General features: G+C 27.8%; 17 protein-coding genes and 1 tRNA gene. 15 read left to right on the forward strand and 3 right to left on the reverse strand.

The genetic code is table 11. The features are described 5' to 3' along the window. The first annotated feature begins 360 nt into the window (after window positions 1–360). Window positions 361–3,501 (forward strand): efflux RND transporter permease subunit, encoded by a 3,141-nt coding sequence (locus Q1J76_RS02980; RefSeq protein WP_300366571.1) that lies wholly within the window; start codon window positions 361–363, stop codon window positions 3,499–3,501. 28 nt (window positions 3,502–3,529) lie between these two features. Here Q1J76_RS02980 and Q1J76_RS02985 read toward each other — a convergent pair whose 3' ends face one another. Further along, window positions 3,530–4,519: a LacI family DNA-binding transcriptional regulator gene (locus Q1J76_RS02985; RefSeq protein WP_300366574.1), complete on the reverse strand. Its 990-nt coding sequence runs from the start codon at window positions 4,517–4,519 to the stop codon at window positions 3,530–3,532. A gap of 199 nt (window positions 4,520–4,718) precedes the next feature. Between Q1J76_RS02985 and rbsD the strand changes: the two genes are divergently transcribed. The 7 genes from rbsD (at window position 4,719) to Q1J76_RS03020 (ending at window position 10,266) form a co-directional block, all read left to right on the forward strand. Then, window positions 4,719–5,117 (forward strand): D-ribose pyranase, encoded by a 399-nt coding sequence (gene rbsD / locus Q1J76_RS02990; RefSeq protein WP_300366577.1) that lies wholly within the window; start codon window positions 4,719–4,721, stop codon window positions 5,115–5,117. 21 nt (window positions 5,118–5,138) lie between these two features. Beyond that, window positions 5,139–6,626, forward strand: coding sequence for a sugar ABC transporter ATP-binding protein (locus Q1J76_RS02995; RefSeq protein ID WP_300366580.1), 1,488 nt, complete (start codon window positions 5,139–5,141; stop codon window positions 6,624–6,626). Next, window positions 6,623–7,561 carry an ABC transporter permease gene (locus tag Q1J76_RS03000; protein WP_300366583.1) on the forward strand — a complete coding sequence of 313 codons (939 nt, stop codon included), beginning with the start codon at window positions 6,623–6,625 and terminating at the stop codon, window positions 7,559–7,561. Before Q1J76_RS02995 ends, Q1J76_RS03000 begins: the two co-directional genes overlap by 4 nt. Before the next feature lie 55 nt (window positions 7,562–7,616). Further along, window positions 7,617–8,516, forward strand: coding sequence for a D-ribose ABC transporter substrate-binding protein (locus Q1J76_RS03005; RefSeq protein WP_300366586.1), 900 nt, complete (start codon window positions 7,617–7,619; stop codon window positions 8,514–8,516). 73 nt (window positions 8,517–8,589) lie between these two features. After that, window positions 8,590–9,462 carry a ribokinase gene (gene rbsK / locus Q1J76_RS03010; protein WP_300366589.1) on the forward strand — a complete coding sequence of 291 codons (873 nt, stop codon included), beginning with the start codon at window positions 8,590–8,592 and terminating at the stop codon, window positions 9,460–9,462. 135 nt (window positions 9,463–9,597) lie between these two features. Then, entirely contained in the window at window positions 9,598–9,825 is a 228-nt protein-coding gene (locus tag Q1J76_RS03015) for a hypothetical protein (RefSeq protein ID WP_300366592.1), read from the forward strand. Window positions 9,826–9,852: 27 nt separating this feature from the next. After that, on the forward strand, window positions 9,853–10,266 hold the full coding sequence (locus tag Q1J76_RS03020; protein WP_300366595.1) for a hypothetical protein: 414 nt from the start codon (window positions 9,853–9,855) through the stop codon (window positions 10,264–10,266). 1 nt (window position 10,267) lies between these two features. Here the strand turns inward: Q1J76_RS03020 and Q1J76_RS03025 are convergent, their stop codons facing one another. Then, window positions 10,268–10,978 carry an LrgB family protein gene (locus Q1J76_RS03025; protein ID WP_300366598.1) on the reverse strand — a complete coding sequence of 237 codons (711 nt, stop codon included), beginning with the start codon at window positions 10,976–10,978 and terminating at the stop codon, window positions 10,268–10,270. Window positions 10,979–11,034: 56 nt separating this feature from the next. Continuing rightward, window positions 11,035–11,394, reverse strand: a complete 360-nt coding sequence (locus Q1J76_RS03030) for a CidA/LrgA family protein (RefSeq protein ID WP_300366601.1) — start codon at window positions 11,392–11,394, stop codon at window positions 11,035–11,037. 218 nt (window positions 11,395–11,612) lie between these two features. Here Q1J76_RS03030 and rpmG point away from each other — a divergent pair, with 218 nt between their 5' ends. The 7 genes from rpmG to rplJ all read left to right on the forward strand — a co-directional run. Beyond that, on the forward strand, window positions 11,613–11,789 hold the full coding sequence (gene rpmG / locus Q1J76_RS03035) for a 50S ribosomal protein L33 (protein ID WP_008723772.1): 177 nt from the start codon (window positions 11,613–11,615) through the stop codon (window positions 11,787–11,789). A 36-nt stretch (window positions 11,790–11,825) separates the two neighbouring features. Beyond that, window positions 11,826–11,898: transfer RNA gene (locus Q1J76_RS03040), tRNA-Trp, on the forward strand. Between the two features lie 44 nt (window positions 11,899–11,942). Then, entirely contained in the window at window positions 11,943–12,263 is a 321-nt protein-coding gene (secE, locus tag Q1J76_RS03045) for a preprotein translocase subunit SecE (RefSeq protein ID WP_300366605.1), read from the forward strand. A gap of 7 nt (window positions 12,264–12,270) precedes the next feature. Next, on the forward strand, window positions 12,271–12,858 hold the full coding sequence (gene nusG, locus Q1J76_RS03050; RefSeq protein WP_300366608.1) for a transcription termination/antitermination protein NusG: 588 nt from the start codon (window positions 12,271–12,273) through the stop codon (window positions 12,856–12,858). Between the two features lie 41 nt (window positions 12,859–12,899). Further along, on the forward strand, window positions 12,900–13,322 hold the full coding sequence (rplK, locus tag Q1J76_RS03055) for a 50S ribosomal protein L11 (RefSeq protein WP_300366611.1): 423 nt from the start codon (window positions 12,900–12,902) through the stop codon (window positions 13,320–13,322). 80 nt (window positions 13,323–13,402) lie between these two features. Next, complete coding sequence (gene rplA, locus Q1J76_RS03060) at window positions 13,403–14,104, forward strand: 50S ribosomal protein L1 (protein WP_300366614.1); 702 nt, start codon at window positions 13,403–13,405, stop codon at window positions 14,102–14,104. Window positions 14,105–14,207: 103 nt separating this feature from the next. Next, window positions 14,208–14,440, forward strand: a 233-nt coding sequence (gene rplJ, locus Q1J76_RS03065; RefSeq protein WP_300366616.1) for a 50S ribosomal protein L10, incomplete at its 3' end; no start/stop codon positions are given.

Here is a 14,440-nt window from a genome sequence, read left to right on the forward strand (position 1 = left end):
TTATTATATATTTACCTTTAAGAGTATTTTTATTATAAACTTTTAAAGTTGTAATTTTATTTGCATTTTTTCTCATCTCAAGTGTATTTCCTGTAAGTATAAATTAATCAGATTTTAATTCAATGAATATATTACCTTTAATATTTACTCTTGAATTGATGGTATAAATATCATTTTGATTTTCTATCTTTTTTATATCTTTCGCGAATATTTTAAAGTGTTTTCATCAGCTATTTCAGCTAGTTTATCATAATGAATTGATAAACTTCCATACTTTCAATTTTTTTAATTATCTATAAATTTAAAACTTTTTTCACATTTTATTGTCTAACATGATATAATAAATTTGGAAAATAATTTATGAAATTAATAATAGAAACAGTTGTAAAAAGACCAGTTACGGTACTTATGTTTATAGTATCAATATTAATACTGGGCTTTATTAGTTTGTCTAGGCTTTCAATAGACTTTATGCCTAGTATTCAAGTTCCATATATAAGTATTAATACAAAGTATAAAAATGCAGGTCCTGAAGAGATAGAAAAATCTGTTACAAAGGTAATTGAAGGTGCTGTAGCAACTGTAAATAATATAAAAAATATCACATCTACATCTAGAGAAAATGCATCAAATGTTTTAATAGAATTTGATTGGGGTACGGATTTAACTGATGCTACTGAATATATAAGAGAGGCTTTGGATCAAATTTTACCTCTACTTCCAGATACTGCAGATAAGCCTATAATAAGAAAATTCAATGTAGATGATACTTCATTGATGGAAGTTGCAGTTTATGGTATAGATGATCAGGCGGCATTATATAATATAGCTGATAATCAAATAGCTACTCAAATAAAACAGGCTAAAGGTGTGGCACAGGCTGAAGTTTTGGGTGGATTAAAATCACAAATAAAGATAGATGTTAATCTTAATAGATTAAAAGCATATAATATCAATATTAATGAAATAGCCGTTGCACTTGCACGCGATAATAACAATTTGGTAGGAGGACAGGCAAATCAGGGTTTTTATAAATATACTATAAGAACAATGGGGGAGATAACTAGTATTGATGATATAAAGAACACTGCTGTATCTTTAAAAGGAAATGGACAAAACAAAGCTATAGTGAAGATACAAGATGTGGCAGAGGTTTATGAGGGATATGATGATGATGTTAATATAATAAGGGTTAATGGAGCGAATTCTATATCTATATCTGTAAGTAAAGAATCAGGAGCCAATACAGTTGAAGTTTCTAAGAATGTTATAAAAAAACTTGAAGAATATAATTTTCCAATCGGTGTAAAATATCAAATAATGTTTAATACAGCTGATAGTATAAATGAAGCTATAAGAGGAGTACTTGATGCCGCTTGGCAGGGAGGACTTTTTGCTATTATAGTACTTATGTTTTATATATGGAATATAAGAACTGTATCAATAATAGCAATATCAATACCTCTATCTATAATAATCACTTTTACGCTTATGTATTTTATGAAAATAACTTTAAATGTTATATCTCTTTCAGGACTTGTTTTAGGTATTGGTATGATGGTTGATAATTCTATAGTTGTACTTGAGAATATTTTTTACTATAGAAATAATGGTTTTGGAAGATATTCATCTGCAGTTAATGGCACTTCAACAGTTTCTCTTGCTATTTCAGCTTCTACTTTTACAACAATAGCAGTATTTTTGCCGTTTCTATATATTGAAGGTATGACTAGTCAAATTTTTAGAGATTTATGCATTACAGTTACAATATCTATGATAGCTTCTTTACTTGTTGCTATTTTAATAGTTCCTATGTTTGGAGCTAGACTTGTGGGAAATGAGAGATTAAATTTTTTAAGTAAATTAGAAATTTTGGTAAATAAATATATACATGATAATGTCAGTCATTTATATAATAAACTTTTATCTTTTTCAATAAGAAGAAAGAAAACGGTATTAATACCTTCAATGATTTTAATATTTTCTGTTATAATATTTGGTTTTAATATTGTAGGTAAAGAAGGTTTTCCTAGAACAGATGAGGGGCAGTTTATGGTTCATGTTACAATGCCAATAGGTACTAAATATGAGCAGACTCAGTCATTTATTAGTTTAATGGAAAATGATATAAAGGACATTATTAAAAATGATATTAATAAAATGCAATCAAGGATAAGAAAGGGAAATGAAGCTAATAATGCTAATATTAGAGTTCAGTTAAAAGCAAAAAAATCAGGAAGAGTTGGTGATATAAATTATTATATTGAGAAAGTCAGAGAAAAATTACAGCTTTATCCTGCTAGAATTAATGTAATATTATTAGGTTCAAGATCCAAAGTTAATGGAGGAGAGGCTATAATAATAGAGATGCTTGGTGATAATATTGAACAGGCTAAAGAATTGGGTAATAGAATAGTTAGTTCCATATCAAATATAGAAGGTGTTAAAGGTGCTATGGTTAATATTGATGAATCCAACAGAGAATTGCAGGTTTATGTCAATAGAGATATTGCTGCAAAAATGGGACTTAAAGTTAATGATGTGGCTAGAATTATAAATACTAGTTTTGCAGGAAGAACTGCAACTACTATAACTCCTGATAATTCTGATTTTACAGATATAGATGTGAATGTTCAGCTTGAAAATGTTGATAAAGTAACTATTGAAGATATTGAGAAAATAAGTATACCTATTAAAGGCGTGTTAATACCATTATCTTCTATAGCCAATATAGTAAAAAGCTATGGTCCTAATCAAATAGAAAGAAAAGACAGAAAAAGATTTACTGTTGTAATAGCAAGTACTTACGGTAGACCTCTGAATGAAATAGTTGCTGAAATAAAAAATAATATAGAAAAAGATGTATTTATACCGAATGGCATATCAATAAATTATAGCGGAGATTTCGAGGAGATGAATGAGGCTTTTATGCAGCTTATTCAAACTTTGATATTAGCTTTGGTATTAGTTTATGCTATAATGGCTAGTCAGTTTGAATCTTTAATAGCACCATTTGTTATAGCATTTGCTATACCTTTTGGCTTTGCTGGTTCTTTGATTGCATTATTAATAACAAAGACAACATTAAGTGCTTATAGTGCAATAGGCTGTATAGTATTAATTGGTATAGTTGTTAATAATGGAATAGTACTTATTGATTATATGAATCAGCTTATGCATGAAAAACATATTAATGGAGATGAATCCGCATTGATTGCTGGTCAAAGAAGATTAAGACCTGTACTTATGACAACATTAACAACTATATTGGGAATACTTCCTATGTCTTTGGGAATTGGAAGTGGAAATGAGATGTATAAGCCTTTATCTATAGCATTGCTTGGAGGGCTTATAGTTTCTACTATGTTTACATTGATTATAGTACCTACTATTTATGCGGCAATAAGAAATAAAATACCTCTTAAAGATTATGAGAAGAAAGATATAGAAAGTACTAATGAGTTTGCTTTAAATAATTTAGATAGCAATAATGGTTATTAAATATTTATTGTTTAATAACTATATAACTTTATATTTTTTTACAGGAATTTCTAATAACTATATTAGGCTGAAGTATTATATTTATATTATTTGTTATTCTTTCGCTTATAATATTAAGTATAGAAAGTACAGCATTTTTACCCATTTCATAAGCCTGAGATGATACAGTTGTTAATCCTATTATTGATGAAAATGGTATATTATCATATCCTATTAATGATATATCATCAGGTATTGATATTCCGAATTCTTCTGTTGCTTTCTTTATACCGAAACACATTATATCGCAGGCAGAAAATATAGCAGTATAATCAAGTTTTGATTTTATTATTTCTTTCATTTGATTATAGCTTTCATCAAAGTTGAAATTTGCTATTTTATAATATTTATCATAATCAAAATTTATATTATTATCATTCAAAGCCTTTATGAATCCGATGAATCTTTCTTTTTCAGTGCTTATATCTTTTGGACCTGCCATATATATAATATTTTTATGTCCCAAATCTATTAAATATTTAGTGGCATTATAAGCACCGATTTCATTATCAGAGCCTACATAATTAATATTTTCAAGTTCTGCTTTTCTATCCAAAAATATAACAGGTAAATTTGAATTATTAACTATAGCATCAAAATATTTTGTACTTCCTACAGTGGGTATTATAATATACCCTGATACTCCTATATTTGTTATATCTTTAAAATTTGATATATCTTTATTTTCTTTGAATTGTGATAATATTATATGATATCCGTAAAGATTAGCAGTGTTTTCTATACCTTCAATTATATTAGCAAAGAAAGGATTGGTTATATCAGGTATTATGACAGATATTATTTTTTTTATTTTATTAGTCTTTTTTATGTTATATCCGTCAGAGTGAATAATTTTATTTATTTTATTTTTAATTTTTTCATCTACACTGCTGTTTCCGTTTAATACTCTTGAAACAGTTGCAACAGAAACATTCGCTTTTTTTGCTATATAATTTAATGTAATTTTTTTATCGTTCATAATAATAATTTAATATATCTCAATATTTCTATTTAAATATAATATATGGAATATAATTTGTCAATGTTTTTTATTTTATTGTATTAAATTTATTTCATGAAATTTTATAGAAAAATTTCTGAAAATTTTCTGAAAAAATTGACAACTATGATTTTTTTCATATACTAATATTTTATATAATACAATTTTAGAGGCATTTATGAAAAAAAATGGAATAGTTAATAGTGATATATCTAGTGTTTTATCTTATATGAGACATACTGATTTAATATGTATATCTGATTTAGGGCTTCCTTGTCCTGATAATGTAAATACAATAGATATATCATTAAAATTTGGAGTACCTTCTTTTGTTGATGTATTAAAAGAAGTTATTAATGATATGAAGGTTGAGAGTATAATATTAGCTGAGGAGATAAAATCAAATAATGCTGATGTTCATAATGAGATACTTAGTATTTTTGGAAAAGATGTATCTGTTCAATATATTAGTCATAGTGATTTTAAGAAGAAGACTTCAAACTGTAAAGCTATTATAAGAACAGGAGAAAATACTCCATATTCTAATATAATAATTAAGTCAGCATGTATATTTTAATTATTAATTGGGGAATTATATATGAAAATAGAAATGAAAAATATTATGAAATCCTTCGGTAATGTAAAGGTATTAAATAATGCTAGTTTTTCATTAGATGATGGAGAGATTCATGCTTTGATGGGTGAAAATGGAGCAGGCAAATCAACTTTAATGAAGATTTTGACAGGAGTATATAGTAAAGATTCTGGGGAAATATTTATAGATGGAAAAAGTATTTCTTTTAACCATCCAAAAGAGGCTGAAGAATATGGTATTGTTTTTATATACCAGGAGTTAAATAGTCTTCTTGATATGACAGTAGAGGAAAATATATTTATAGGTAAGGAAATACATACAAAATTTGGTATTTTAGATAAAAAAGCTATGCAGCAAAAAGTAAAAGAAACTTTATCATCTTTAGGAATAAATTTAGATGTTAATGATAAACTTTCAGATTTGTCTGTAGGTCAAAGACAGATGGTAGAGATAGCAAGAGCATTAATATCTGAAATAAAGGTTATAATAATGGATGAACCTACAGCTGCATTGACTAATAATGAAACGGAGCATTTATTTAAGATTATTAATTCTTTAAGAAAAAAAGGGGTATCTATAATATATATATCTCATAGAATGGAAGAGATATTTGAATTATGCGATAGAATAACAGTAATGCGTGATGGTGAATATATAGGCGTAAAAAATATAAAAGATACAAATATGAATGAAATTATCAATATGATGATAGGCAGGGATATAGGAGATAGATTTTCAAAAACAGATAATGAAAAAAAAGGTATTGCTTTAAATGTTAAAAATATTTCTTCTGGAAGTTATTTTAAAGATGTATCTTTTGATGTTAATTATGGAGAAATATTGGGTGTATATGGTCTTATGGGCTCAGGCAGAACAGAAATAATGAAAACAATATTTGGTGTTTATCATTTAGATAATGGTGAAATTGAATTGGATGGAAATAAAGTTAATATCAAAAATCCAAAAGAGGCAATAAAAAATGGTATAGGTTTTATTACTGAAGATAGAAAAGTAGAGGGACTTATGCTTAATGAAACAATAAAAAATAATATATCTTTAAATAATTTCCATAGAATAACAAAAAGTAACTTTATAATAAGTGATGAGAAAGAGACTTTTGTAAGTTCATTTGCTGTAAGGGATTTTAATATAAAATGCAGCGGAGTTAATCATATATGTAATAATTTAAGCGGTGGAAATCAGCAGAAAGTAATATTTGCTAAATGGATATTAAGTAATCCTAAGATTTTGATATTAGATGAACCTACTAGAGGAGTTGATATAGCATCAAAAAAAGAAATTTATAATATGATGAATGATTTAACTTCTAAAGGTCTAGCTATGATTATGGTTTCTTCAGAACTTCCTGAAATAATAGGAATGAGTGATAGAGTTATGGTTATACATGAAGGCAAACTCGCAGGATTTCTTGATAGAAATGAAGCTACAGAAAAAAATATTATGATACTTGCTACAGGGGGAAAATTATGAATAATAAAAAAAATAAATTACAGTATATACAAGATTATGGTTCATTAATAGCTTTAGTAATTTTAATAATAGTAACAAGTGTTATAAGTCCTGATTTTAGAACAATTAATAACTTTTTATCTTTATTAAGACAATCAGCTATTAATGGATTAATAGCTTTCGCAATGACATGTATCATACTTACAGGTGGAATAGATTTATCAGTAGGTTCTATATTAGCATTAACAAGTATAATATGTGCCCATACTATAAAATTAGGACTTCCTGCACCTATAGCTATGATAGTAGCATTAATATTTGGTATAGTATTGGGTACAGTAAGTGGTTTAATGGTTACTAAATCTAGACTTCAGCCTTTTATAGCTACATTAATAACTATGACAGGATATAGAGGACTTACTATGATAATAAGCGGAGGAAGACCTATATCAAGACTTGGAGATAATGTTATCTTAAATCAGATAGGTAAGGGCGGATTTATTGGAGTTCCTATACCTGTATGGATACTTTTGGTATTTTTTGTTATATTTTTATTTGTTTTAAATAAAACAGTATTAGGAAGACAAATTTATGCTACAGGAAGTAATTCTAAAGCAGCTGAACTTGCTGGAATAAATATAAATAAGATTAAATTAATAGTTTATGCTGTTTCTGGATTTATGTCTGCTTTATCTGGTTTAATATTAGTATCCAGATTAGGTTCAGCACAGCCTACTTTAGGAAGCGGTTATGAATTAGATGCCATTGCTGCTGTTGCTTTAGGCGGAACTAGTATGACAGGCGGAAGAGGCAAAATTACAGGTACTTTAATAGGTATACTTATAATAGCTGTATTAAATAATGGATTAAATATTATAGGTGTATCTTCATATTATCAAGATGTTGTTAAAGCTTTAGTTATATTTTTAGCTGTTGTTTCAGATAGAAATAGATAGAATTAGTAGAAAAATAAAAGAATAAAAATATAAATTTAATTTTAAGGAGCAAATCATGAAAAAAATTATTCTTATTATTTTATTATTATCAGTATTTATGTTTTCCTGTGGTTCTTCAGGAGGAAACAATAATTCTTCTACTGAAAGAAGTTTAAGTGTAGGATTATCTGTATCTACTTTAAACAATCCTTTTTTTGTAACTCTTTCTGATGGAGCAAAAGCTAAGGCTAAAGAACTTAATATAAATTTAAGTGTAGTAAATGCTTCAGATGATACTGCTAAGCAGGCAAGCGATATAGAAGATTTAATATCTAAAAAAGTTCAAGTTATAATAGTTAATCCTGTAGATTCTGATGCTGTTGCTCCTGCTGTTGAAAGTGCAATAGCTGCTAATATACCTGTAATAGCTTTAGATAGAATAATCAATGGAGTTGAGGTAACTTCTCAAATATCATCTGATAATGTTTCAGGTGCTAAAATGGCAGGTGAATATTTAATAGAGTTAATAGGAGAGAAAGCTGAAGTTGCTGAACTTATAGGCATACCTGGTGCTTCTGCAACTATAGATAGAGGTAAAGGCTTTCATGAGGCTGCTGATAATAAATTAAATATAATAGCAAGTCAAACAGCTAATTTCAATAGAGCTGAGGGTTTAACAGTTATGGAAAACATATTGCAGGCTAATCCAAATATTAAGGGAGTGTTTGCTCATAATGATGAAATGGCTTTAGGGGCTTTAGAGGCTATTCAGGCTGTTGGAAAAAATATAGCTATAATTGGTTTTGATGCAACTGATGATGCCGTTGTGTCTGTAAAAGATGGCACTATGAAAGCCACTGTTGCACAAAAACCAGATTTAATGGGTGCTATAGCAGTTGAAACAGCTTTAAAAATAATTAATGGTGAAACAGTTGAAAAATCAATACCTGTAGAAGTTTCTTTAATAAAGCAATAAAAGAATTAAATATTATAAAAGCGGTAATTTGTAATATTACTGCTTTTATAAATTTATTTTTGGAGTTTAATTTATGAATAAAAAGATTTTAGTTATAGGAAGTATAAATAAAGATTTAGTAGTTACAACTCCCCGTTTTCCTAAAGAAGGAGAAACTATATTAGGTAATAATTTCTATACAAGCAATGGAGGAAAAGGAGCTAATCAGGCTTCTTCTATAGGAAAATTGGGTGGCAATGTAGGTATGCTTGGTGCTGTAGGCGATGATAATTTTGGAAAAGATCTTATTAATGCTTTGAATTCTAATAATGTTAACACTGATAATCTAATAATAAAAAAAGATGTTTCTACAGGTATAGCAGTTATTACAGTTACAGAAAGCGGAGCTAATCATATTGTTGTAGCACAGGGAGCTAATGCTTTAATTTCAAAAGAAAATATTAAAGAAGAACTAATATCTTCATACGATATAATAGTTATGCAGCTTGAAATACCTTTGGATATAGCTATGTATGCTGCGTCTTTAGCTAAAAGACTAGGAAAGACAGTAGTATTAAATCCTTCGCCTGCAATTAAATTGGATAAAGAGTTTTTAAGCTGTGTTGATATATTAATACCTAATGAAACAGAAATAGATATTATAGGCGGAATAGATTATGTATTTGAATGCGGAGTTAAAAATATAATATTGACTTTAGGGGCAAAAGGATGCGATCTTATCACAAATAAAGACAGAAAGCATTTCGATGCCTATAAAGTTCATGTTGCGGACACTACAGCGGCAGGAGATAGTTTTCTTGGAGGAGTTGTAAGAATGATAGCAGATGATAAATCTATTGAAGAAGCTATTATTTTTGCTACAAAAGTTTCTAATATAACTGTTACTAGAAAAGGAGCTATAGATTCTATACCTACTTATGATGAAGTTTTAGCCAATAAATGGTAATTAAATATTATATTTGTTTTATTTAAATATATTCTGTAAATAAAATTTAATTCAGTTTTTAATAAATATTGACATATTTACTTTTTTTAATATACTAAAAACTATATATAGTAAATATAAAAAGAGATTTTATTTATGAAAAAATATTTATTTATAATATCTTTTATGCTCTTAGTTTTATTTTCAGAAAAGGAATGTAAAGGTCCTGATGGTGACAGCAAGCCTACACCTTTCAGAAAAGAAACAGATATGATATGCGACATAAAATATGATTTAGATATAGAGGGCATTTTTTACAGCATAATAGTATTTTCATCAATAACATTACCTTCTTTATACATTATAAATAAAAAAATTAATTAAAAAACTATTGTTTTATGGAGATAGACGATGATAAATATAGAAGATTTAGTAGATGTAGAAGATGCCAATATAAGTGAAGATGATTGGAAATTATATAAAGTATTCAAACCTGTAAAAATTTTCGGAAAAGAAGTTGAAAGTTTATTTGATATAGGTATTCATAAATGCTGGAAATTGGAGGATATTATTGCCAAATTAAAAGAACATGTTTCTATTGTATCAGATTCCAAAGAGCAGTTAAAGAATGCTTATGGTGATTTTATGTTTATAGATGTTGATGATAATTGGTATGATAATATAGAGATATATAAAATGCTGATAAAAATCAATGAAGACGGAACTATAGACACTAGGGTTGACTGCGGAGATGATGAAAATATATTTAATGTATATTTTAATAATAATGATATTATTAATATAATGGAATCTAAAATAAGATAATTTAACTCCATATTATTAAAAGCAGTTTATACAATATAGGAAGAATGACCACAGTTAAAGCTCCTGCTATACCTATGGCAAGTCCAGACATAGCACCTTCAGTTTCGCCTAATTCTATAGCTTTACTAGTTCCCACAGCATGCGAAGATGTTCCTATTGCAAGCCCTACTGCTAAAGGAGATTTTATCTTGCATATTTTGCATATATAAGGTGCTATAATCGCTCCAGCTACTCCTGATATTATAACAGATAAAACAGTAATTGATTTTATACCTCCCATATTTGCAGTTATATCCACAGCAATTGCAGTTGTAACAGATTTTGTCAGTAAAGAAGGATACAAAGCTTCAGATATTCCCATTAATTTTGCTGATATAAATATTCCTATTATACCTATAGAACTTCCTATTGCTATACTTATTAATATTACGGCTAAATTAACTTTAAGTATTGGAAGATTTCTATATATCGGAAGAGCCAAAACAACGGTTGCAGGACCTACCATAGCATTTATAAATTTTCCTCCACTTTCATTATAGACAGAATATGGTACTTGCATAAAATATAAAGAAAATCCTACTAATATTACACTAGTAACCAATGGTGTAAGAATAGGTAGTTTAGTTTTTATATATATTGTATATGATATTATATATGCTATTAATGTTATTACTATTGGTATGATAGGGTTTTGAATGAATAATTCTTTCATTTTTAATTTCCTTTTTTATGTTTCCAAATATGTTTTTTTATATTTAATTAAATATATTATTTTCTCATTTTTGAAAACAACTTTTCAAAAAACTGTGCTAATATTCCTGTAGTTATCATAATAATTATCCCCATAAATAGGCATATTATAACAAAAGGTATAATTTCATCTTTAACATATTTATATTCATCTATTATAGCCAAAGTACCTGGTATAAATAATAATGCCATATTAGATATAAGTATATTGCTTGCTTCATTTATATGACTTTCTTTTATGATGCCAAATAACAGAAGTATAAACATAAGCATCATTCCTAATACATTTCCTGGTATAGGTAATTTTAATACTTTACTGAATATATCTGATATTGAGTATATTAAAAATATTATAGAAAACTGTTTTATTAATTTCATTTTATTCCTATTTTAATATTGATTTTTTAAATTTTTAGTATAGATTATATATATTAAATTATTGTTTTTCAATAGTAAAAAGTTGCTAAAATATAATAAAGTTTATGAAAAGATTATAAGTTTTTTCTTGACATAAAAATTATTTAGGTATATAATAGCATACCTTGTAAATTATAGGTTATCTGAAATTTGTATAAGATACATTTAAGGAGCAAAAAATGGCAGGTGCTAAAGTAAAAACAGAACAAATACATCTTCAATGTACAGAATGCAAAAGAAAAAATTATATAACAACTAAAAATAAACAAAATGTTCCAGAGAAATTAGAATTAAAAAAATATTGCCCTCATGATAAGAAACATACAATTCATAAGGAATTGAAAGTGTCAAGATAAATAATTCTTAATTTAAGAATATTTATATATTTTTTTGGGTCAGTAGTTCAATTGGTAGAGCACCGGTCTCCAAAACCGGGTGTTGCAGGTTCGACTCCTGTCTGACCTGATTGTTTTATGTTATAATGATAATATGATTTTAAGGTAATTTTTATGGCGGATAAAAAGAAAAATAGTTTAATAAATTCTATTAAAGAGATAAAAAAGGAACTTTTTGAGAGAAGTGTTTGGCCGACTCGTCAGGATGTTATAAATCAAACAGTTATTGTTGTTATATTGCTTATTTTGGCATCAGCTTTTTTGGGAGCTACTGATTATGTGGTAACATTTTTAACAAGGGCTTTATTAGACGGTTCTATTTTGGGTAGCTTAATATCTTCTAAAATTACATTAGTTTTATTGCTTGCTATAGTACTGCTTTTTGTTGTATATTTTGCTATTCGTTATATGAGAAAAAATAGATATAATAGGTGATTAAAACATGTCTGAAGAAATATCTGATATAAAAGATTATAAATGGTATATAGTTCATACTCAGCACGGTTATGAAAATAAAGTTCGTGAGCGTATAGAAAAAAGAGCTAAAGAAAATGGAATGACTGATTTGATAGTTGATATATATATACCTTCAGAAACAGTAACTTCTACTAAAAACGGTAAAAAAGTTTCTAAAGAAGAATTTTTTTATCCTGGTTATGTTTTAGTAAAGATGATAATGAATGATGCAACTCAGTCAATGGTGAGAAGAACTCCAGGTGTTGCTGGTTTTATAGGAAGTCATGCAACAACTAAAGAAGAAGGTAATATTATTCCTACTCCTTTAAGCGAATCCGATGTTGCTCGTATATTCGAAAATAGAGAAGAAAAATCCAAAACAGGTATTAATGAAATTATAGGAATGGAATTTGATATAGGAGAGAAGGTTCAGGTAATAGATGGACCTTTCAATGGTTTGAATGGTATTATAGAAAATATTAATCCTGATAAGGGTAAAGTAACAGTAAAGATAGAGATATTTGGAAGAAGTACTCCTACAGAATTAGAATTTAATAAAGTAAAAAAATTATAAATTAAATTAAAGATAAAAAAATAAAATCAAGAGGTAGTAAAATGGCTAAAAAAGTAGTTGGTATTGTAAAGGTACGCATACCTGGAGGTGAGGCAACACCTGCTCCACCATTGGGACCAGCATTGGGTCAGAAGCAGATACAAATAGCCGCTTTCGTTAAAGATTTTAATGCTAAAACTTCTAAAATGAAAGGTCAGCTATTGAATACCTATATAACAGTGTATGAAGATAAAACTTATACATTTGTTACTAAAGGAACATCTACTTCTACATTAATTAAGAAAAAATTAGGTATTGAAAAAGGCTCTGGAGCTCCTAATAAAGAGAAAGTTGCTACAATCAATCAAAAGCAGCTTGAAGAAATAGCTCAAGAGAAAATGGCTTATATGTCAGCTAATGATATAGAAGCTGCTAAGAAGATAGTTGCGGGTACAGCTCGTGCTATGGGTATTAAAGTAGAATAATAAAAATTTAAAAGCATACCATTTGTTTAATTGAATAATAAATGGGAGTAAACGTTTGAAAGAAAAGGAAGAAAATAATTATGGCTACAAAAGAGAAAAAAATAGGTGGCAAACGTTACGACGCTATAAGAAAGCAAGTAGAGAAATTAAGACTCTATTCCGTAGAAGAAGCTATTGATTTAGCTAAGAAAAACGCTACCTGTAAATTTGATGAAACTATTGAGGTTACAATAAACCTTAATATATTACCTAAACACTCAATAAGAGATACTTTATCATTTCCAAATGCATTTGGTAAAGAGAAGAGAGTAGTAGTATTCGCTCAAGGTGAGAAAGCTGATGAGGCGAAAAATGCTGGTGCTTTAGAAGTTGGTTTTGAAGATTTAATTGATAAGATTAAAGGCGGATATACTGACTTTGATGTTGCAATTTCTACACCAGATTTGATGAAAGAAGTTGGTAAACTTGGACAGATTCTTGGAAGAAAAGGACTTATGCCTAACCCAAAAACAGGAACAGTTACTCTTGATATAGCTCAAGCAGTAAAAAGTTTCAAAGCTGGAAGAATGGAATACAGAGCTGATAAAAACGGTATAGTTAGAATGGGTATTGGAAAAGCTTCAATGGATGTTAGCAAATTAAATGAAAATTTCAAAGTATTCTATGATGAAATTTTAAGAAAAAAACCTACAGATTTAAAAGGTGAATATATTAAAGCTATAGGTATAACATCTACAATGGGTGTTGGTATAAAGATAGATCATAAAAAAATTAAAATGTAATTAATTTAGCAATAAACTTATTTTGTTTAAGCGAAGTCATATTTTGTGATCCCATTATATGAATAGTATTATCAAAATAGTTTAATATAATAGAGGTGGTATTATGCCTAATAAGAAAAACATTGAAACAGTATCATTGCTTAAAGAAACTATGGGAGCATGTGCAGGTTTAGTATTCTTTGATTACAGAGGAACAACAGTAGTACAGCTTACAGATTTAAGACGTGAATTAGCAAAGACTTCTTCTTCAATGAAAATATGTAAAAACTCTTTAGTTGATATTGCTTTAAAAGAGTTAGGCAGAGAAGTAAAAGATGAGATGTTCATTAATCCTAC

Origin of the sequence: Brachyspira sp. (assembly GCF_029258575.1) — a bacterium.
Lineage (GTDB): Bacteria > Spirochaetota > Brachyspiria > Brachyspirales > Brachyspiraceae > Brachyspira.